This is a genomic window from Streptomyces sp. NPDC033845, assembly GCF_055576225.1.
Map to the genome: position 1 here is coordinate 542,230 of NZ_JBVIRI010000003.1, position 19,858 is coordinate 562,087.

The 19,858-nt window shown below is 73.0% G+C and carries 17 protein-coding genes; 9 read left to right on the forward strand and 8 right to left on the reverse strand.

The annotated features are described in order from the left end of the window. Window positions 1-4: 4 nt before the first annotated feature. Both cpaB and ACZ50K_RS09550 read right to left on the reverse strand, forming a co-directional pair. Entirely contained in the window at window positions 5-715 is a 711-nt protein-coding gene (gene cpaB, locus ACZ50K_RS09545; protein WP_468899696.1) for a Flp pilus assembly protein CpaB, read from the reverse strand. Between the two features lie 41 nt (window positions 716-756). Then, a complete protein-coding gene (locus ACZ50K_RS09550) occupies window positions 757-1,590 on the reverse strand; it encodes a hypothetical protein (protein ID WP_468899699.1) in 834 nt (277 codons plus the stop codon). A gap of 340 nt (window positions 1,591-1,930) precedes the next feature. Between ACZ50K_RS09550 and ACZ50K_RS09555 the strand changes: the two genes are divergently transcribed. Beyond that, window positions 1,931-3,625 (forward strand): chitinase, encoded by a 1,695-nt coding sequence (locus ACZ50K_RS09555; protein WP_468899702.1) that lies wholly within the window; start codon window positions 1,931-1,933, stop codon window positions 3,623-3,625. A gap of 239 nt (window positions 3,626-3,864) precedes the next feature. After that, a complete protein-coding gene (locus ACZ50K_RS09560; RefSeq protein WP_468899704.1) occupies window positions 3,865-5,202 on the forward strand; it encodes a M14 family metallopeptidase in 1,338 nt (445 codons plus the stop codon). A gap of 61 nt (window positions 5,203-5,263) precedes the next feature. On the opposite strand, the gene ACZ50K_RS09565 is transcribed toward ACZ50K_RS09560, so the two are convergent. From ACZ50K_RS09565 to ACZ50K_RS09575, 3 genes are read right to left on the reverse strand one after another with little or no spacing between them, the layout of a single operon-like run. Continuing rightward, the gene (locus ACZ50K_RS09565) at window positions 5,264-7,435 is read right to left on the reverse strand and encodes a peptidase inhibitor family I36 protein (RefSeq protein ID WP_468899706.1); all 2,172 of its coding nucleotides are present in this window, start codon (window positions 7,433-7,435) and stop codon (window positions 5,264-5,266) included. 46 nt (window positions 7,436-7,481) lie between these two features. Beyond that, window positions 7,482-7,892: a RidA family protein gene (locus tag ACZ50K_RS09570; RefSeq protein WP_468899923.1), complete on the reverse strand. Its 411-nt coding sequence runs from the start codon at window positions 7,890-7,892 to the stop codon at window positions 7,482-7,484. Between the two features lie 5 nt (window positions 7,893-7,897). Then, window positions 7,898-8,644, reverse strand: a complete 747-nt coding sequence (locus tag ACZ50K_RS09575; protein WP_468899709.1) for an IclR family transcriptional regulator — start codon at window positions 8,642-8,644, stop codon at window positions 7,898-7,900. A 127-nt stretch (window positions 8,645-8,771) separates the two neighbouring features. Here ACZ50K_RS09575 and ACZ50K_RS09580 point away from each other — a divergent pair, with 127 nt between their 5' ends. From ACZ50K_RS09580 to ACZ50K_RS09590, 3 genes are read left to right on the forward strand one after another with little or no spacing between them, the layout of a single operon-like run. Next, window positions 8,772-10,055 carry an alanine racemase gene (locus ACZ50K_RS09580; protein ID WP_468899712.1) on the forward strand — a complete coding sequence of 428 codons (1,284 nt, stop codon included), beginning with the start codon at window positions 8,772-8,774 and terminating at the stop codon, window positions 10,053-10,055. Window positions 10,056-10,057: 2 nt separating this feature from the next. After that, on the forward strand, window positions 10,058-11,659 hold the full coding sequence (locus ACZ50K_RS09585) for an N-acyl-D-amino-acid deacylase family protein (RefSeq protein ID WP_468899715.1): 1,602 nt from the start codon (window positions 10,058-10,060) through the stop codon (window positions 11,657-11,659). 4 nt (window positions 11,660-11,663) lie between these two features. Beyond that, window positions 11,664-12,674, forward strand: coding sequence for a YdcF family protein (locus tag ACZ50K_RS09590; RefSeq protein ID WP_468899717.1), 1,011 nt, complete (start codon window positions 11,664-11,666; stop codon window positions 12,672-12,674). Window positions 12,675-12,760: 86 nt separating this feature from the next. Here ACZ50K_RS09590 and ACZ50K_RS09595 read toward each other — a convergent pair whose 3' ends face one another. After that, window positions 12,761-14,137 (reverse strand): carbohydrate-binding protein, encoded by a 1,377-nt coding sequence (locus tag ACZ50K_RS09595; protein WP_468899720.1) that lies wholly within the window; start codon window positions 14,135-14,137, stop codon window positions 12,761-12,763. Window positions 14,138-14,400: 263 nt separating this feature from the next. Between ACZ50K_RS09595 and ACZ50K_RS09600 the strand changes: the two genes are divergently transcribed. Beyond that, the gene (locus ACZ50K_RS09600; RefSeq protein WP_468899722.1) at window positions 14,401-14,595 is read left to right on the forward strand and encodes a hypothetical protein; all 195 of its coding nucleotides are present in this window, start codon (window positions 14,401-14,403) and stop codon (window positions 14,593-14,595) included. 135 nt (window positions 14,596-14,730) lie between these two features. On the opposite strand, the gene ACZ50K_RS09605 is transcribed toward ACZ50K_RS09600, so the two are convergent. Next, window positions 14,731-15,639, reverse strand: a complete 909-nt coding sequence (locus ACZ50K_RS09605) for a LysR family transcriptional regulator (protein ID WP_468899724.1) — start codon at window positions 15,637-15,639, stop codon at window positions 14,731-14,733. 521 nt (window positions 15,640-16,160) lie between these two features. On the opposite strand from ACZ50K_RS09605, the gene ACZ50K_RS09610 reads away from it, so the two are divergent. Together ACZ50K_RS09610 and ACZ50K_RS09615 are read left to right on the forward strand one after the other, a co-directional pair. Beyond that, window positions 16,161-17,372: a pyridoxal phosphate-dependent aminotransferase gene (locus tag ACZ50K_RS09610; RefSeq protein ID WP_468899726.1), complete on the forward strand. Its 1,212-nt coding sequence runs from the start codon at window positions 16,161-16,163 to the stop codon at window positions 17,370-17,372. 105 nt (window positions 17,373-17,477) lie between these two features. Continuing rightward, on the forward strand, window positions 17,478-17,885 hold the full coding sequence (locus ACZ50K_RS09615; protein WP_468899729.1) for an SCO4983 family protein: 408 nt from the start codon (window positions 17,478-17,480) through the stop codon (window positions 17,883-17,885). A 268-nt stretch (window positions 17,886-18,153) separates the two neighbouring features. Here ACZ50K_RS09615 and ACZ50K_RS09620 read toward each other — a convergent pair whose 3' ends face one another. Then, window positions 18,154-18,654 carry a hypothetical protein gene (locus ACZ50K_RS09620; RefSeq protein ID WP_468899732.1) on the reverse strand — a complete coding sequence of 167 codons (501 nt, stop codon included), beginning with the start codon at window positions 18,652-18,654 and terminating at the stop codon, window positions 18,154-18,156. Between the two features lie 76 nt (window positions 18,655-18,730). Between ACZ50K_RS09620 and ACZ50K_RS09625 the strand changes: the two genes are divergently transcribed. Beyond that, the gene (locus ACZ50K_RS09625) at window positions 18,731-19,837 is read left to right on the forward strand and encodes a substrate-binding domain-containing protein (RefSeq protein WP_468899734.1); all 1,107 of its coding nucleotides are present in this window, start codon (window positions 18,731-18,733) and stop codon (window positions 19,835-19,837) included. Window positions 19,838-19,858: the final 21 nt, after the last annotated feature.

Below are 19,858 nucleotides of genomic sequence, written 5' to 3' on the forward strand. Positions count from 1 at the left end.
TGCCTCACTTGTCCCCGTCGAGGGTGTACCAGCGGTCGCCGGGCGGCACGGATCCCTCGGTGCCGGGGGGCAGCAGGGCGAGCCGGACGTGTTCGGCGAAGGACTCGGCGTACGCGACCCGGTTCACGTCCTTGTTGCCGAGGGCGAAGGTGATGGGGACGGACTCGGAGGCGGTGCTGGTGGCCTTGCGGTCCCCGGACTTCTCGACCGGGACGAGCCGGCCGACGTCGATGACCCGGGCGTTGGCCACGATGATCACCGAGCGGTCGGGGTCGGTGGCCCGCTTGCCCTTGAAGGTGGCGGTGATGTTGACCCGGTCCCCCGAGTGGATCTTCCCGGCGACACCGGTGGACGCGTCGATCATGATGGCGATCTCCTGTTCGCCGGCCGCCAGCTCGGGCCGGTCGACGACCATGTCGGTCTGGAGCAGGGAGCCCTTCTTCAGGGCGGTCAGCGTGATCTTGCCGCGGACGGCGGACAGGTCGGTCACGGCGGTGGCGGGGCGCCAGCGCTCGGGGAGGCTGATCTCCTCGAACTTGTCGGCGTCCAGGGTTCCGTGGGCGGGTATGTCGCTCTTCACCCGGTACGCCCGGACCTCCGGTCCGACCTTCGAGTTGACATCGCCGATCACCACCACCACTCCGGCGAAGGCGCCGAGGGCGCACAGCACGGAGAGGATCAGGAGGATGGCGCCGCGGCGCTGGCGTGAGTTCATGGGCCGTGGACCTCGTCGTTCGTGGGTCAGGATCGGGGGCGTCAGGGTCTGGAGGGGGCCGGGACCGGAGCGGAGCAGAAGCCGCAGCGGTCACCGATGAGTTCGAGGCCGCACCAGCCGCAGTCCTCGCGGCGGACGGAGGCGACGAGCTGGTAGAGGACGCCGATGTCGGGGATGGCCGCGGCGAACTCGATCAGTTTCGGGGTGGCCCACCAGGCGGCCGAGTCGGCGGGCAGCGGGTTCTCCAGCACGCCCTGGACCCGCCAGGCGGCGGCCAGTTCGGTGCCGACCCAGTCCCCGGCGAGCTGGCCGCGGGCGAAGGTGAGCTGGGTGGAGTAGCGGGGCCCGGGCGGGGGTTCGGCGCCCTGGGTGAGCCGGACCAGATGGGGTGCCGGGTTGGCGAGTACGGCGAAGGGGGCGCCGGAGGTCCAGGAGCGGGCGTGGGACTTGAGGTCCACCGGGACCCGGTCCAGCCGGGAGACGGTGCCGAGGACGGCGCCGGCGTGGATGTAGTGGGAGAGCAGCCGGGCGGCGGAGGCGATGACCCCGGGGGTGAAGTCGCAGACGGTGAGCTGGCGCAGCTGGCGGACCAGCAGGGCGGTGCCGAGCGGCGGGAGGTCGGTGTCGAGGAGCGCGATCCGGTCGGATTCCAGGATCCGGCGGACGGTGTGGAGGCGGCGGACGGCCGGGGCGTCGAGCCAGGAGGGCACGACGACCAGGAGGTGCCCGTGGCGTTCCAGGAGGGCGGCCGTCTCGGCGAGGGCGGCTTCCAGGTCCTGTTGTCCGGGCGGGTGCAGCACGGCGGCCGGCGGGGTGTGCCGGTCGGGGGCGGGCAGCACCAGGTCTGCGCTGGTGACGGCAATGGCGGTCGGCACGCGAATCCCCCTGTTCCCCCGCATCCCGCGGTCGCGTCCATGCTGTTCGCATGCCCCCCACGCGCCCGCGCATACGCTGCGCGACCGCAAATCCGCGGCGCGCTTCCCTCCTGCCCGAGCACCTTATCCGCGTCCCCGCCGGGCGGGCAGGGGCTTGTGGATTCCGGGTCCGGACGCCCTCGGAACAGGTGGCCGGAAATCCGGACAACCGGGAAGTCAACTCCGATCGTTTCCAGCCACTTTGACAAGACCCTTGACACCAGGATTGGTCTGGACCAACTTGGCTGCGGGATGCCCCACGTCCTTCCGTCCCTCCCTCCCCTCCCCCCACGGAGCCCACGTGAACCGCATACGCTCCCTCGCCCTGCTGGGCGCCGCCACCCTCACCGCCACCGGTCTCACCGCCTTTGCGGCCGGGACCGCGCAGGCCGCCGACATCAACGTGGCGCGCAACGGCGGCTTCGAGTCGGGCCTGTCCGACTGGAGCTGCTCGGGCGGCACCGGCAGCGCCGTCTCCTCCCCCGTCTTCGCGGGGTCCGGCGCCCTGAAGGCCACCCCGGCCGGGCTGGACAACGCCCGGTGCAGCCAGACCGTCACGGTCAAGCCGAACTCCACGTACACCCTGAGCACCCAGGTCCAGGGCAGCTACGTCTACCTCGGCGCGACCGGCACCGGCACCCAGGACGTCTCCACCTGGACCCCCGGCACCGGCGGCGGCTGGCAGAAGCTGTCCACCACCTTCTCCACCGGCCCGAACACCACCCAGGTGACCGTCTACACGCACGGCTGGTACGGCCAGCCCGCCTACCACGTCGACGCGTTCAGCGTCTTCGGCCCGGACGGCGGCGGGGGCACCGACCCCGGCCCGACGATCCCCGGCGCGCCCTCCGGACTCACGGTTTCCGGCCAGAGCTCCACCTCGCTGGCCCTCTCCTGGAACGCGGTGTCCGGCGCCACCGGCTACCACGTCTACCGGGACGGGGTCCGGGTCTCCACGGTGAGCTCGAACAGCCTCCAGGCCACCGGGCTGGCCCCGGCCACCTCCTACTCCTTCCAGGTGAGCGCCTACAACGAGGCGGGCGAGGGGCCGAAGTCCCCGCCGACCACCGGCACCACCTCGCCCGACACCGGCAACCCGGGCAACCCGGCGGTGCCGAGGCACGCGGTCACCGGCTACTGGCAGAACTTCAACAACGGGGCCACCGTCCAGCGGCTGTCGGAGGTCCAGGACCAGTACGACATCATCGCGGTCTCCTTCGCCGACGCCACCTCCACGCCCGGCGGGATCACCTTCAACCTGGACTCGGCCGGGCTCGGCGGCTACACCGTGCCCCAGTTCAAGGCTGACATCGCGGCGAAGAAGGCGGCCGGCAAGTCGGTCATCCTCTCCATCGGCGGCGAGAAGGGGACCATCTCGGTCAACGACTCCGCCTCCGCGAACAACCTGGCGAACTCGGCCTGGGCGCTGATGCAGGAGTACGGCTTCAACGGGATCGACATCGACCTGGAGAACGGCCTCAACGCCACCTACATGACCCAGGCGCTGCGCTCGCTCTCCCAGAAGGCCGGACCCTCGATGGTCCTGACGATGGCCCCGCAGACCATCGACATGCAGTCGACCTCCAACGCCTACTTCCGGACGGCGCTGAACGTCAAGGACATCCTCACCGTCGTCAACATGCAGTACTACAACAGCGGCGCGATGCTGGGCTGCGACGGCAAGGTGTACTCCCAGGGCTCGGTGGACTTCCTGACCGCCCTGGCCTGCATCCAGCTGGAGGGCGGCCTGGACGCCTCCCAGGTGGGCCTGGGCCTGCCCGCCTCGCCGAGCGGCGCGGGCAGCGGCTACGTCTCGCCGACCATCGTGAACAACGCGCTGGACTGCCTGGCGCGCGGCACCGGCTGCGGCACCTTCAAGCCGTCGAAGACCTACCCGGCGCTGCGCGGGGCGATGACCTGGTCGACCAACTGGGACGCCAAGGCGGGCAACGCCTGGTCGAACGCGGTCGGCCCGAAGGTCCACGGCCTCCCGTAGCCGGACGGCGGGCCCCGCGGCCCTGCGGCCCCGCGGCCCGTAGGTGGCTCCACCCGCGCCCGGTGACGTCCCGTCACCGGGCGCGCTCGTGCCGCCGCCTGGCGGAATTCCGCCGGGTACGGCCGCATAGCGGGCATGTGTGAGGGTGGCCGATTCGGGACTCTTGACCGGTCCATGTCAGGAGCGCACGCTGTGCGCGTCCGCACGGCTGCCCCCACACTCCCGACCCAGGAGATCGCATGCGGCTACACACCCGCCGAAGGTCCGCCGTCACGGCGGCCCTGCTCGCGCTCGCCCTCGGCGCACCCGCCTACGGGCTGAGCGCCACCGCCTCCGCACCGCCGAGCCCCTCCACCGCCACCCAGGACGAGGCCATCGTCCAGTACCGGGTCCACGGCCCGTCCACGGTGGCCGACCGCACCGCACTCGCCCGGACCGGCGTGTCCATCGACGAGGTCGACGACCACACCGTGGTCGTCAGCGCCGACACCATGCAGGCGAAGCGGCTCCGCACCCTCGGGTACAAGATCACCGCCCTGGCGTCGCCCCCCGACCGCTCCCTCCCCGGGATCGCGGCGAGCCCGATGGACTTCCCCTCGGCCGACTCCCGGTACCACAACTACGCCGAGGCCACCGCGGAGATCGACCAGCGCATCGCCCAGTACCCGAACATCATGAGCAAGCGGGTCATCGGCAAGTCCTACCAGGGCCGCGACATGTTCGCCATCAAGATCAGCGACAACGTCGGCACCGACGAGGCCGAGCCCGAGGTCCTCTTCACCGCGCACCAGCACGCCCGCGAGCACCTCACCGTGGAGATGGCCCTCTACCTGCTCAAGGAGCTGGGCTCCAAGTACGGCACCGAGTCCCGGGTGACCAACGCGGTCAACAGCCGGGAGATCTGGATCATCCCGGACCTCAACCCGGACGGCGGCGAGTACGACATCGCGACCGGCTCCTACCGGTCCTGGCGCAAGAACCGCCAGCCCAACTCCGGCTCCTCCTACGTGGGCACCGACCAGAACCGGAACTGGAACTACAAGTGGGGCTGCTGCGGCGGCTCCTCCAGCAGCAAGAGCTCCGAGACCTACCGGGGCGCGGCCGCCGAGTCCGCCCCCGAGGTGAAGGTGGTCTCCGACTTCGTCCGCAGCCGGGTGGTCGGCGGGAAGCAGCAGATCAAGGCCTCCATCGACTTCCACACCTACAGCCAGCTGGTCCTGTGGCCCTTCGGCTGGACCTACAACGACACCGCGCCCGGACTGACCGCCGACGACCTCGCCGTCTTCAAGAAGATCGGCACCAGCATGGCGGCCAGCAACGGCTACACCCCGGAGCAGTCCAGCGACCTGTACATCACGGACGGCACGATCGACGACTGGCTGTGGGGCAGCCAGAAGATCTTCGCCTACACCTTCGAGATGTACCCCTCCAGCGCGGGCGGCGGCGGCTTCTACCCGCCCGACGAGGTCATCGACCGCGAGACCTCCCGCAACAAGGAGGCCGTGCTCCAGCTCCTGGAGAACGCCGACTGCATGTACCGCTCCATCGGCAAGGAGGCGCAGTACTGCACCGCCTGACCGGGACCGGTTGACGGGCCGGGGGCGCCCCACCGCCAGGGGGGCGCCCCTTCCCGGCGCGCTACGGGGTGACCGTCATGCCGCCGGCGCCGATGTAGAGGGCGTCGAAGACGGCCCGCTCGCCGGAGTCGGACAGACCGGTCTGGCGGACGAACCCCTGGGGCGTCACCGGACTCCGGGTGAGCAGTGTGGTGGAGCCGCCGCCGTCGAGGTTGACCGAGTCCATCACCCGGAGGTCGTTCCGCAGCAGATGGGTGAGTTCGGCGAAGAACCCGCCGTCGACGGCCGACCCGTCCCCGGGCCCGGCGAGCGTCACGATCACGGTCCGGCCCTGGTCGTCGACGCCCAGCACGGTGCGGGAGTCCTTGCACAGGTACTCCGGAGCGGCCTCCACGTCCCGGCCGCAGGAGATCAGCTCACCCTTGCCGTTGCGGACGTTCGGGTAGCGGTTGACCCCGTCGTCGGTCAGCTTCGCACCGCCGGAGAGGATGTCCACGGACTCGTCCAGGACGAGCTCCTTGCCGTCCGCCCGGTCGATGACCTTCTGCTCCAGCGTGAGGGTGGCGCCCGCCGCGGCCATGTCGGCCAGCCACCGGGACTGCGCCTCGCCGATGGCCTGGAGGATGTGGTGACCCTTGGGCACGGTCCGGCCGCCGCGGGTGGTCCAGCCCTCCGGCCTGCTGACCTTCCCGTCCGGGGCGACCAGCACCTCGTATCCGGGCAGGTTGTCGGAGCCGATGGCGCCGTTCATGCCCGGGGTGGGGGTGGGCATCCCGTAGCGGTCGTTGAAGAGGATGAACTCCTGATTGTCCTGGAAGGCCGTCATCTTCTTTTCGTGCGAGTCGACGTACTCACGGCCCCGCTCGTCGTTCGGGTCCGACCGGTCCCAGTCGCCCATGCCGTCCTCGTCGTCCCGCGCGCAGGCCAGCGCCCCGCCCGGATTGCGGTTGATGTCGTCGATCCTCTGGAAGGCCGGTCCGGCCGCCGAAGGCGTGTCGCTGGTCATCGACAGGGTGGTGGACAGCAGGGTGATGTAGGGGACGCCGTGCCGGAGCACCAGGGAGTGCCGGTTCCCCTCGCAGGCGGCGCCCAGCAGGACTCCGTCCCGGGCCGTGACCCCGTAGCTCTGCACCGTCTCCGGGGTGGCCCCGGCCAGGGCGTGCTTGCCCTCGTTCATGAAGTAGCTGCCGTTGATCCCGGCGATCGGCCGCTGGGTGTACTGGCCGAGCTGGTCGCGGACGGTCTCGTACCGGGCGGCCGTCTTCCCGTAGGTGCTCTCGATCCGGGTCTCGCTGCGCGCCGGGTCGATCCGGAGCACGTTCAGCTCCCGCGGATGGGTCCTGCGCAGCAGGTGCGGGTTCGTCTCCTGGTAGCGGTAGTGCTCCACGCCGGTTCCGGCGAGGCCGCCGGCACCCGGGATCGGCGTCCAGCCCGGCAGGAGGGGGGTCTCGGGGGCCGTGCCGTCGCCGGGCGGGCCGTCGTCCACGCCGAGCGGGAGCGGGAGGGTGGTGTCACCGGTCCCGGGGACCGAGCAGTCGGGGCTGGTCCGCAGCGCGTGCGAGTTGAAAGTGTCGGCGCGGGTGCCGGTGACGGAGGTGGCATCGCCCGGGAGGACCCGGAAGGGCCGGTCGGCGGGGGTGACGTCCTCCAGCCGCGTGGTGTAGAAGCAGGCCGACCTGTCGGTGCGGTTCAGCACCGACTCGACCTGGTTGCCCCAGGTCAACGGGTGGTAGCCGCGGTAGTCGATGTCGGTGGCGAACATCGGGCCCCGGCCGGCCGGCTGTTGGAAGATGCACAGCATGTCGTCAGGGCAGCGCTCGTAGCCGGTGAAGCACTGGCCCTGGGAGAGGGCCAGCTTGTGCGAGCCCAGCCGTCCGGCCACGTCGGCGGCGAGGACGGTGAGGTCGCCACTGGTCTTCGGGGGTATCGCCTTGACCTTGCCGCCGTACCGGCTCTCGGAGTAGAGGCAGGCCCAGTAGGGGGAGTTGTTCTTCAGGGACTCGGCGCGGGCGTTCCAGTCCCCGTAGGACTGGGCGCCGGCGTTCGCAGCAAGGTCGAAGGAACGGACGGTGTCGCCCGGGTCGTCGGTGCCGGCCGGCCCGCTGTAGAGGCAGAGCGAGCCGGTCGGGCAGTCTTCGTAGCCCGCGGCGCCGGCGGGTGGGGCCGTCAGCGCCGTGGCCGTCAGCGCGAGGGTGGCCGCGGTCAGCGCGACGCGCACAATGTTGATCTTCACCGGGTGCAGTCTGCGCGGCATCCGCTCCGACGTCACATCTTTACGGTCAGCCCAGGGCGGCCAGGGCGTCGATCTCGACCAGCAGGCCGGCCGGCAGGCCCACGTAGACGGTGGTGCGGGCGGCCGGCACCGCGCCCTTCAGGTGCTCCTCGAAGTAGGCGTTCCAGATCTCGTTGAGCTCGGCGAAGTGCCCGGTGTCCGTCAGGTACACCCGGATCATCAGCACGTCCGCCCAGCCCGACCCGCCGGCCTCCAGCACGCTGCGGACGTTCTCCAGGGTCTGCAGGGTCTGCTCGCGCAGGCCCGGACCGGCCGGGGTCGGCGGCTGCCCCTCCACGTGCGGGAGGAAGCCGACCTGGCCGGCCACCTGGAGCAGATTGCCCTTGCGGACCCCGTGCGAGAACAGGGCGGGCGGGGCGGTGTGGGTGGCCGGGGTCACGGCGGTCTTGTCGCTGATCTCGCTCACGCGGTCTCTCCTGAGTAGTCCTGGCTGATGGCGTCGGCGGTGCGCAGGACCAGCGGCAGCAGCTCCAGCAGTTCCTCGCCGGTGACCAGCACCCCCGGCGCGGACACCGACAGGGCCGCCACCACCCGGCCGCCGGGGCCGCGCACCGGGGCCCCGACGCAGTTGATGGTGTCCTCGTGCCCGCCGAGGTCGGTAGCCCAGCCCCGCTCCCGTACGGCGGCCAGCTCGCGGAGGAAGGCCTCCGCGTCGGGGGTGGAGCGGGCGGTGTAGCGGGGGTACTCCAGCCGGCCGGCGAGGGACTCGCGCTCGGGTTCGGGGAGGTCGGCCAGCAGCACCTTGGCGACCGCGGCCACGGTCAGCGGGACGGGCCGGCCGATCCGGGAGTACATCCGGACCGGGTAGCGGCTGTCCACCTTGTCGATGTAGACGACCTCGTCGTCCTGGTGCAGGGCGAGGTGCACGGTGTGGCCGGTCCGGGCGTTCAGGTCGGCCAGGTGCGGATGGGCGATCTCCCGGATGTCCAGGTGCTCCAGGGCCTCGGCGGCGAGCTGGAACAGCCGGGCGCCGAGCCGGTAGCGGCCGTCCGCCTGACGGTAGACGAGACCCTGGCCGTGCAGGGTGCGCAGCAGGCGCAGCGCGGTGCTCTTGTGGACGTCGAGGGCCTCGGCGACCTCGCCGAGCCCCTGTGCGCCACGGGCCAGCAGCGGCAGTACCGCCAGGGCCCGCTCCACCGACTGGCTCACCGGCCGGCCTCCCCTTTCGCCTTTCCTCCGTCCGGCGTTGACCCGCCGTCACGCCGGATGTTAGACAGCAGCCAGCGGTATCCGCAACGACCGTTGCACCTTGCGCAACACTTCGGGAGGGCTCCCCATGGGCAGCGAAGCGATCCGACGGCTCGCCGACGAGCCGGTCGACCACCGGTTCAAGGGCCTCCCGCCGGACGCCCAGGCCGCCGGGCTGACCGTCGGGCAGCTGGCCGCCGAACGCCGGGACCTGCACACCGGCGGGTTCACCACCCCGGTCCTCACCCTGGACGGGCCCGCCCTGGAGCACAACCTGGCCGCCCTGGGCGCGTTCTGCGCCCGGCACGGGCTGGCCTTCGCCCCGCACGGCAAGACCTGTATGGCCCCCCAGCTGTTCGAACGCCAGCTGGCCCACGGCGCGGTCGGCATCACCGTGGCCATGCCGCACCAGGCCCGGGTCTGCCGGGCCTTCGGCGTGGAGCGGATCTTCCTCGCCAACGAACTGCTGGAACCGGCCGATCTGCGCTGGGTCGCCGACGAGCTCGCCGCCGACCCCGCGTTCCGGTTCGTCTGCTACGTGGACTCGGTGGCCGGGGTCGCCCTGATGGACCGGGCGCTGGCCGGGCACACCGCGACCGTGGACGTGGTCCTGGAGCTCGGCGCCGGAGCCGAGGGCCGGACCGGGATCCGGACCGGGGCGGACTGCACGGCCGTCGCCGAGGCGGTCGCCAAGGCCGACCGGCTGCGCCTGGTCGGCGTCGCAGGCTACGAGGGCACCATGCCGGGCGCCGACCCGGCCACCGTCCGGGAGTGGCTGCGCCGGCTGGTGGCGCTCGCCGCCGACCTGGACGGCCGCGGACTGTTCTCCGGCCTCCCCGAGCACGGGGAGATCATGGTCAGCGCGGGCGGCAGCGAGTGGTTCGACGCCGTCGCCGAGGTGTTCGCCGACATCCCCCCGCTGTCCCGGCGGGTCCTCAAACTGCTCCGCTCCGGCGCCTACGTGTCGCACGACCACGGCTGGTACTCCGGGCTGACCCCCTTCAACCGGATCCCCGAGGAGGGCGGGCTGCTGCCGGCCTTCCGGCTCTGGACCCAGGTGGTGTCCCGGCCCACCCCGGGACAGGCCTTCGTCAACGCGGGCAAGCGGGACATCGCCTACGACCTGGGGCTGCCCGAGGTCCTCGCGGTGCGCGGCGTCGACGGCACCGAGCGGCCGGGCACCGGGATCAGCGTGGTCAAGCTCTCCGACCAGCACGCCTGGCTGGAGACGGCCCCCGGGGCGCGGCTGGAGGTCGGCGACCGGGTGGCCCTCGGCATGGCCCACCCGTGCACCATCTTCGAGAAGTGGCAGCTGATCCCGGTGGTGGAGCCCGACGGCACGGTCACCGACCTCGTCCGGACCTTCTTCTAGCCGTGGACCTGGTCTTCCGCGGGGCCCGGGTGGTCGACGGCAGCGGCGGCCCCTCCTACACCGCCGACGTCGGGGTGCACGAGGGGCGGATCGCGGCCGTCGGCCGGCTCCGCTCGGGCGGCCGGCGGACCGTGGACGCGCACGGTCTGGCCCTGGCCCCCGGCTTCGTCGACATGCACGCGCACAGCGATCTCGCGCTGCTGCGCGACCCGGACCACAGCGCGAAGGCCGCCCAGGGCGTCACCCTCGAAGTGCTGGGCCAGGACGGACTGTCGTACGCGCCGGTGGACGACCGGACCCTGGAGCAGGTCCGGACGGCCATCACCGGCTGGAACGGCGACGGCTCCGATCTGGACCTGGACTGGCGGACGGTCGGCGAGTACCTGGACCGCCTCGACCGGGGCGTCGCCGTCAACGCCGCCTATCTGGTCCCGCAGGGCACCGTACGGGCCGCCGCCGTCGGCTGGGCGGACCGGCCGGCCACCCCGGCCGAACTGGACCGGATGCGGACCCTGGTCGCGGACGGGCTGGCCCAGGGCGCCGTCGGCATGTCCTCCGGGCTGACCTACACCCCGGGCATGTACGCCGGCACCGCCGAACTGGGCGCCCTCTGCGAGGTGGTGGCCGCGTACGACGGCTACTGGTGCCCGCACCACCGCAGTTACGGCCGGGGCGCCCTGGACGCCTACGCCGAGGCGGTGGGGGTGGCGGCGGCGGCCGGCTGCGCCCTGCACCTCGCGCACGCAACCATGAACTTCGCCGAGAACGCGGGCCGGGCCGGGGAGCTGCTGGCCCTGCTGGACCGGGCCCGGGCGGCGGGGGTGGACCTGACCCTGGACTCGTATCCGTACACCCCCGGCTGCACCACCCTGGTGGCACTGCTGCCGAGCTGGGCGAACGAGGGCGGACCGGCGGCGGTGCTGGACCGGCTGCGGGACGACCGGGAGGCGGAGCGGATCCGGTACGCGCTGGAGGTGGACGGCTCGGACGGCTGCCACGGGGTGCCGGTGGACTGGTCCGCGGTGGAGGTGTCCGGGGTGCGGGATCCGGCGCTGTCCGCGGAGGTCGGCCGCCGGCTGGGCGGCTGGGCGGCGGCCCGCCGGCTGCTGCTCGCGGACCGGCTGGGGACCTCGGTGCTCCAGCACGTGGGCCACGAGGACAACGTGCGGGCGATCATGCGGCATCCGGCGCACACCGGCGGCTCGGACGGCATCCTCCAGGGCGCCAAACCGCATCCGCGGGCGTACGGCACCTTCCCGCACTATCTCGGCCGGTATGTGCGGGAGCTCGGGGTGCTCGGCCTGGAGGAGTGCGTGGCGCACCTCGCGGGCCGGCCGGCGGCCCGGCTGCGGCTGCCGGACCGGGGTCTGGTCCGCGAGGGCTACCGGGCGGACCTGGTGCTGTTCGATCCGGAGACGGTCGCGGCGGGCTCGACCTACGAGGAGCCCCGGCGGCTGCCGTCCGGGATCCCGCACGTGCTGATCGACGGCCGGTTCGTGATGCGGGACGGCCGGCGCACCGATGTGCTGGCGGGCCGCTCGGTCCGGCGGACGCCTTCGGGCGGGCGGAGGGCTCCGGGCGGGCACCGTACCCCCCTACGATGAACCGATGTTCGCCTTCGTGCCGGCCGCCCTGTTCCTGATCGTCTTCCTGGTGAGTGTGCGGAGGGACCGCCGGCTCTTCCGGAACGCGGTCTACCTCGGCATCACCGCCATCCTGCTGGCCCTGGCCCTGCTCTGGCAGATCACCAAACTGCCGCCCACCCTGGCCGGGGTGCTGGTGGTGGTGATCGCGCTGGGGCCGGTGCTGGGCACCCTGGCGCTCGGCGGCTTCCTGGTGGCCAACGGGGTGGAGATGGTCCGCCGGGAGGGCCGCCGGCCGGGCAACCTGCTGTCCCTGGGGGCCGGACTGGCCATCTTCGGCCTGATCGGGCTGGTCGTGACGGTGCGGGACGGCGGCCCGGAGTGGCTGGACGCCCTGACGGTGGCCCTGGTGCTGCTCTCCGCCTACGTCTCCTTCGTCTTCACCTGCTTCCTCGGCTACGCCTACCTGTACGGGCGGATCCGGGTGCGCGGGGACGTGGACTACGTGATGGTGCTGGGCTCCGGGCTGATCGGCGGCGACCGGGTGCCCCCGCTGCTGGCGTCCCGGCTGGAGAAGGGCCGGGAGATCTACGCGGTGCAGGTCGCCCGCCGGGCGGAACGGCAGCCCCTGATGCTGGTGTCCGGCGGGAAGGGCCCGGACGAACAGGTGGCGGAGGCCCGGGCGATGGCCGACTGGCTGATCGCCGAGGGGGTCCCGGCCGAGCACATCGTGCTGGAGGACCGCTCCCGGACCACCACCGAGAACATGGAGTTCAGCCGGAAGCTGATGGAGGCCGCCAAGCCCGGCTACCGCTGCGTGGTGGTCACCAACAACTTCCACGCCTTCCGGTCGGCGATGACGGCCCGCCGGGCCGGGGTCAACGGACAGGTGCTGGGGTCGCCGACGGCCCGCTACTTCTGGCCGAGCGCCACCATCCGGGAGTTCGTCGCGGTGTTCTGGGAGCACCGGAAGGTCAACCTGTGGATCTGCGCGGTCCTGGCCGTCCTCGGCGTGGCGGTGGTGCTCGCGCTGTAGCGTCCGGCGCCCCGGGGCGGCCCCGGGGACGCGGTGTGCCGCGGCTCCCCCCTCTGGGGCCGCGGCACACGTTCACGGAGCGGGTGTCACAGGCGCTGCCAGAGGGCGGGGACGATCGGGGGCTCCCAGCCGGTCTGCGCCTGGTGGCCCTGGATGCAGCGGTAGGTGGCGCCGCCGTAGGTGACGGTGCCGCCCGCCGCGTAGACGGTGCCGGCCTTCCAGGTGCCGCCCGGCTCGGGGTCGCCGGGGCCGGGGTCGCCCGGGCCGGGGCCCGTACCGGAGGTCTTCAGCGTCAGCCCGTAGGCCGACAGGATCGGGTTCAGCGGCTGGAAGAAGGTGGTGCCGCCGCTGGAGCAGTTGCCGGAGCCGCCGGAGGTGACGCCCTGGGCCTGGCTGCCCGATATGTAGGAGCCGCCGGAGTCACCGGGCTCGGCGCACACGGTGGTCCGGGTGACCCCGGAGATGGTTCCCTCCGGGTAGGTGACGCTGGTGTTGTGCTGCTGGATGGTGCCGCAGTGCCAGCCGGTGGTGGAGCCGGACCGGCACACCGAGGCCCCGACGGCCTGCAGCACCGAGCCCGCCACCTGCACGTTGGCGCCGCCGCTGCCCTTGACGTACGGGGTGGCGGTCCACTGGCTGTTCGCCGCGACCCAGGCCATGTCGCTGCCGGGGAAGACGGAGGCCTGGAAGGAGCCCTGGGCGACCTGGTTGAACCCGCTGGTGCTGGTCCCGGCACGGCCGCAGTGGCCGGCGGTGGCGAAGCCCTGCACGGTTCCCTTGGTCACCGGGAAGCCGACGGAGCAGCGGCCGCTGCCGTTCATGTAGTAGGCGTCCCCGCCGCGCAGGTCGTAGAGCGGGCGCGGCGCCTCGGACGGCGCGACGGTCCGGACGGCCACCCGGGCCGGGTCGGTGCCGGTGGCGGCGAGCAGTCGGGCGGCCGCGCCGGGCACGGTCTCCTCGACCACCACGGTGTTGGTCCGCTGGTCCACGTACCGGACCGGGGTCGCGGCGGTCGCGGCCCGGTCGAGGGCCGTCTTCGCGGTGTCCAGGGCGGCCAGCCCGTACGGGACCACCTTGGCCCGGGCGCCGGCCGCGCGGATCGCCGCCGTGTCGGCGGGGCGGGTGGTGGCCACGGTGAGGGTGCCGGACTCGGCGCCGTCCAGCCAGGCCCCGGCGAAGGAGCCGGCCAGCCGGTCCCGGAGCCGGGCGGCGGTCGCGGCGCCCTCGGCCTCGTTCACCAGTCGGGTCCGGGCCTGCGTGGGGGTCAGGCCGAGATCGCGCTGGAGGGCGGTGAGCAGCTCGGGCGGCGCGTCGGCGGCCCGGAGGGCGACGGCCGCGGTGGCGGCGGGGGTACGCGGGCCGGCCGGGGCGGCGCCGGCCACGGCCGTCGTCTGGGTGCCGGCGAACAGCAGCCCGGCGGCGGCCAGGGCGGTACACGCCGTGCGGGCGTGTCGCTTGAGCATGGGGGATCTCCTCGGTTTCCGTCCGGAGCGGTGGGGGGGTACTGCGGGGGCACTGCAGGGGGTGTCGCGGGGGTATCGCGGGGGGTATTGCGGAAACCCTAGGAATCCGAACGGACGGGCGGGAGCTGCCAGTCGGCCCCTCCCCCGGCGTTATGGCCGGGCGGGGCCGGGGAGCGGTGGTGAGCGGCCGGGGGGCTCCGGGTGCGTTCATGCGCGGGTGGCCGGAGGATGGGGGTCCGGGGGGCATCCGAGGGAGGTACGAGATGACCGGTGAATCGGACCAGCGGCCCCAGGCCGCGGACCGCCCGACGAAGCTGTGGACGGGCGGGGAGCGGCCCTACGACCCCGAGGACCTGGTGATGGCCACGGGCGCCGACCCGACTCCGGAGCGGGTGGAGAAGGCCCGCAAGCTGATCGAGGAGAACGGCCCCCAGGTCATCGAGCGCTATCTGCCGTAGCCGGGACGGCAGCCCTCCGGGACGGCAGCCCGCCGGGACGGCAGCCCGGCGGCCCGTCCGCACGGCGCCCCCGGTGGTGGCGCGGCGCCGTGCGGATGCGCCGCGCGCCCGGTCGCTCGGCCCGGCCGGTCCGGGTCAGTGGGCGGCGCGGCTCAGCGCCTCGGTGTGCGCGGAACGGGCGTGCGCCAGGACTTCCGCGGCCCGGGCGGCGGCGCGGGCCGCCGGATGCCAGCCGAGCAGGTGCCGCCAGACCAGCGGGGTGCCGGTGAGCGGGCGGGTGACCAGCCCGGGGGTCGCCGGAAAGGTGGCCCGGCACAGGCCGACGGCCCGGCCCACCTGCACCAGGTGCACACAGGACGCGGTGTCCGTCTCGTACACGCAGACCGGGGTGAACCCGGCCCGGACACAGGCGGCGGCGAAGCAGTCCCCGAAGCAGCCGTCGCCCGGTACGTCGGTCCAGGACTCGGTGGAGAGCTCCGCGAGCCCGATCTCGCGCCGGGCGGAGAGCGGGTGGTCCGCGGCCAGCATCACGTGCACCGGGTCCCGGGCCACCTCCAGCCAGGCCAGCCGGCCCGGTTCCGGCGGGGCGCTCTCCCCGCACACCCCGATCAGCGCGAAGTCCAGCCGGCCCTCGGCCACCCCGCCGGCGATCTCCCGCTCCGACCAGGAGGTGTGGGTGGTCACGGCCGCGCCCGGATCGGCGTGGGCGATCCGGTCGACCAGCCCGCCGAGCAGCGGTCCGTGGGTGCCGCCGAGCCGGTAGCCGCCGGTCCCCTCCCGGGCGAACCGGACGGCCTCCTCCCGCAGTTCGCAGAGCGCGGGAAGCACCACCCGGGCCCGCTCCAGGACCAGTTCGCCGAGCGGGGTGACCCGCACCCCGTCCCGGCCGCGCAGGAACAGCGGCCCGCCGAGGGTCCGCTCGATCCGCTTGAGCTGCGCGCTGAGCGCCGGCTGGGCCAGCCCCAGCACGGTGGCGGCCCGGGTCAGGCTGCCCGCGTCGGCGATCGCCCGGACGGTCTTGAGGTGCCGCAACTCCAGGTCCATGAACCGAGCTTGGTCCCCCCGCCACCCCCCGGCAAGGCGCAGGTCCAGACCAAATTCACACGGCTCCGGCCCCGGTGCGGCCGGTGCCGCCCCCGAAACCGTCGGGAAAGTCCTGCCCCCACACCGCCGACCCGAAGCGGCCGTAGGGCCGGTGCCGCCGCCGTACGGGGCCGAGGCGGGCACCGCCATGCCGGGCGCGCCGCCAGGCGGGCGGGCGCCGCGTGCGCCGGCGGGGCGTCGGCCCGGCGCACGCGCGGCGCGGCGGCGTGCCCCGGCGGCACGGCACGGCCGTGGTCCGGGCGGCGGCACCTGACGCACCCCCCGAAGTGACGAGCACAACACCCGGGCCCGTGGAGGCGGCGGGTGGTAGTGGTTCCGCAGGTGGGGGTGGGGGGTGGGCCCCGGTTTCCAAGGGTGGGCGGGGTTCCCGCCTCCTCATCCCCCGAAACGGGACAATTCGCCACCCGCCGGTGGGCGGGAAAGGCCGAGCGGCCGCGCCGGGCGACCCGTAAGCTCCCGTCATGCAGGTGATCCAGTCAACGAAGCTCGCCAATGTCTGCTACGAGATCCGCGGCCCCGTGCTCGAAGAGGCCATGCGACTCGAAGCGGCAGGTCATCGCATCCTCAAGCTCAACACCGGCAACCCCGCGGCCTTCGGCTTCGAGTGCCCGCCGGAGATCCTTGAGGACATGCTCCGCAACCTGGGCACCGCCCACGGCTACGGGGACGCGAAGGGGCTGCTGTCCGCGCGCCGCGCGGTGATGCAGCACTACCAGACCAAGGGCATCGACCTGGACGTCGAGGACGTCTACCTCGGCAACGGTGTCTCCGAGCTGATCCAGATGTCGATGCAGGCGCTGCTCGACGACGGCGACGAGGTGCTGGTCCCGGCCCCGGACTACCCGCTGTGGACCGCCTCGGTGTCGCTGGCCGGCGGCACCGCCGTGCACTACCGCTGCGACGAGCAGTCCGACTGGATGCCGGACCTCGCCGACATCGAGCGCAAGGTCACCGACCGCACCCGGGCGATCGTGATCATCAACCCGAACAACCCGACCGGCGCGGTCTACGACGACGAGATGCTGCGCGGGCTGACGGACATCGCCCGCCGCCACAACCTGGTCGTCTGCTCCGACGAGATCTACGACCGGATCCTGTACGACGGAGCCACCCACACCAACACCGCCGCCATCGCCCCGGACCTGCTCTGCCTGACCTTCAACGGGCTGTCCAAGAACTACCGGGTGGCCGGCTACCGGGCCGGCTGGATGGCCGTGTGCGGCCCCAAGCAGCACGCCGGCTCGTACATCGAGGGCCTCACCATCCTGGCGAACATGCGCCTCTGCGCGAACATGCCCTCGCAGCACGCGGTGGCCACCGCCCTCGGCGGCCGGCAGTCGATCAACGACCTGGTGCTCCCGGGCGGGCGGCTGCTGGAGCAGCGCGACACGGCGTACGACCTGCTGACCCGGATCCCCGGCATCACCTGTGTGAAGCCCAAGGGCGCGCTCTACCTCTTCCCCCGGCTGGATCCGGCCGTCTACAAGATCAAGGACGACCGGGAGATGGTCCTGGACCTGCTCCGGGCCGAGAAGATCATGGTGGTGCACGGCACCGGGTTCAACTGGCCGGAGCCCGACCACTTCCGGATCGTGACCCTGCCGAACGCCACGGACCTCGCCGACGCCGTGACCAGGATCGGGACCTTCCTGGACGGCTACTCCCAGCACTAGGACGGGCCGGGGCGGGCGTCCGCGCCCACCCATGGCTCGGATTCGACTCAACTTTAGACCGATTCCAATGTAGGATGGTCTCCTGATCCCGCAGGAGGCCCCCTCGTGTACGAACCGAACCGCAAGTCGGCGGCCGCGGTCCACCGCATGGGCCGCGGCCGCACCGACTATCCCCACCGCAGCCGCGCCGAGGAACTGGACATCCAGCTCGCCGGACATCTGGCGGCCCTGCTCGCCGTCACCGACGAACTCGGCCTGGACGCCGCCGCCGAGCGGATCACCGGCCAGATGATCCGACTGCGCGGCGCCGCGCCCCTCCGGCACACCGGCCCCGGCGAGACCCCCGCCGCCACCCCTGAACTGCACCGCCGCGCCTACGAGTTGGCCGCCCGGGTCCTCCTGGTCGCCGCCTCGCGCGCCGACACCGGTGTCGCGATCCTCGCCGCCGAGCAGATGGACGCGCACACCGCCGCCCTGGCCGCCGCCCCCGACCTGGCCGGCGCCACCCCCTGACGGCCCCGGTCCGGGGCCGCGGAGGCCTCGGACCGGGAGCCATGGCGCCCGCGTCATGGCCGCCCCGGCCCCTTGGCGGGCCCCCGCCAGTGACCGCGCAGGGCCGTCAGCAGCGCTTGTCGGCCGTCCACAGCCCCCGTGGCGGCCCATCGCGGCCGCCGACCGCTCCGCGCCCCCGATCGCCCTCGGCGCCCTGGCGCCCCCGCCGACCCTCGGCGATCGCCGCCGCCCCGGCGGTCGATGGCCGCCGTAGTCGGTCGGTCCGCCGTCAGCCCGCCGTGGCCCCGGTGCGCGTCGCCGGGCTGAATTCCGCTGCCGCCACGCCGCACCAGGGGGTCGTTCCGGCCGGCCAGACCGGGCCGATCGCCTCCCCGCGCGCCGTCTCCCCCGGTGCGACGGCGTCCAGCCGCACCAGTGCGCGGACCGCCCCTGCGGAGCCGGCCGCGCCCACCGACCCCACCACCCCCGCGGAGCCCATGGCGCCCGGTGCCGCCGGTGGCGGGGTGGTGCGGAACTCCACGGTCAGGAGGTAGCCGCCGGGGCCCGGGGCCCGGCTGGTCACCTCCACCTCGGCCTGCGCCCGCCGGCTTGCCGGATCGATTCGGCAGCCGGAGACCGCCGCGTCCGGGCCCGGCGCGTACGCCCCGCCGCCCGGTGGCGCCGAGCCGTCGCCGCCGGCCCACACGTACAGGCCCAGCGGGGCGAAGACGAACAGGGCCGCCAGCCCCACCAGCCCCGTGAACCAGCCCTGCCATCGCGATGCGCCCATGGCCGGATCCCTTCCCATGCCCATGTCGAAGTGGGACGACCCCGTCACCTGACGTTCATTCAACTCGGCCCGGAACGTGGGTTTCCGCGAGCACGCTGCGCACGTGAGACGCATCCTCGGAATCGTCCTGGCAGTCCTGCTGATCGGTGGCGTGGTAACCGTCATCTTGGCAGGAGGCGGAGATCAGGACCCAGCACACACGGCAACGAAGACCGTGCGCGGAGTAATCGGTTCGGAGAAGGCCGAGTTCTTCGCCGATCCCGACGTGGTGAAAGCCCTTTCCGCCCAGGGCTACACCGTCGAAACAGAGACGTCCGGCTCCTGGGCCATGGACCAACTCCCCTTGAACGAATACGACTTCGCCTTTCCCGGCAGTGCCGAACCGGCCAAGGAGATCCAGGCCGGGGCCAAGGTCCAGGGCGCCCGGACCGTCCCCTTCTTCTCCCCGCTCGTGGTGGTCGCCCGTACGGGGACCGCACAGGTGCTCGCCGCGAACGGGCTGGTCCGGATGGCCGGGACGAACACCGGCACCCTGCTGATGGGCGAGTTCGTCAAGGCCGCCCGCGCGGACCGCACCTGGCAGCAGCTCAAGGGCTCCGCCGCGCACCCCGAGCTCCTCGGCAAGGTGCTGGTCCGGTCCACCGACCCGACCTCCTCCAACTCCGGCGCCCTCTATCTGGCCGCCGTCTCCAACGTGGCCAACGACCATGTGATCGTCTCCGACGACCGGGCCGTCGAGGCGGTGGCACCGCTGCTGAACAAGCTGACCGCGCCGCAGGGCCAGCAGCCGCCCAGCACCGACGCCCCGTTCCGCGAGTTCGTCAGCGGGGCCGGACAGCCGCTGGTGCTGGTGTACGAGTCCCAGGTGGCCGCACTGCTCCAGAGTGGCCAGCAGCCCGCCGACATGGTGGTGCTGTACCCGGACACCACCGTCAACAGCGACCACACCTTCGTCCCGCTGCGGGACGCCGCCAAGGGTCTCGGCGAGCTCCTCGCCACCGACCCCCGGCTGCGCGAACTCGCCGTCCGGCACGGCTTCCGACCGCAGAACGGCGTACGGGAGTTCGGCAAGGCCAACGCGGGCCGCACCGCCTATCTGAACCAGGACCTGAAGGGCATCAACCAGGTCGGCACCCCCACCGTCAAGATCCTCCGGAAGCTCGCCGAGCGGGCCAGGGGCTAGCGGCCAGAGTCATAGAGGCCA

Bases quoted from the DNA above. Each gene is read 5' to 3' on its own strand.
- cpaB (WP_468899696.1), bottom strand. From the start codon at position 715: ATGAACTCACGCCAGCGCCGCGGCGCCATCCTCCTGATCCTCTCCGTG.
- ACZ50K_RS09560 (WP_468899704.1), top strand. From the start codon at position 3,865: ATGCGGCTACACACCCGCCGAAGGTCCGCCGTCACGGCGGCCCTGCTC.
- ACZ50K_RS09580 (WP_468899712.1), top strand. From the start codon at position 8,772: ATGGGCAGCGAAGCGATCCGACGGCTCGCCGACGAGCCGGTCGACCAC.
- ACZ50K_RS09590 (WP_468899717.1), top strand. From the start codon at position 11,664: ATGTTCGCCTTCGTGCCGGCCGCCCTGTTCCTGATCGTCTTCCTGGTG.
- ACZ50K_RS09595 (WP_468899720.1), bottom strand. From the start codon at position 14,137: ATGCTCAAGCGACACGCCCGCACGGCGTGTACCGCCCTGGCCGCCGCC.
- ACZ50K_RS09600 (WP_468899722.1), top strand. From the start codon at position 14,401: ATGACCGGTGAATCGGACCAGCGGCCCCAGGCCGCGGACCGCCCGACG.
- ACZ50K_RS09605 (WP_468899724.1), bottom strand. From the start codon at position 15,639: ATGGACCTGGAGTTGCGGCACCTCAAGACCGTCCGGGCGATCGCCGAC.
- ACZ50K_RS09610 (WP_468899726.1), top strand. From the start codon at position 16,161: ATGCAGGTGATCCAGTCAACGAAGCTCGCCAATGTCTGCTACGAGATC.
- ACZ50K_RS09620 (WP_468899732.1), bottom strand. From the start codon at position 18,654: ATGGGCGCATCGCGATGGCAGGGCTGGTTCACGGGGCTGGTGGGGCTG.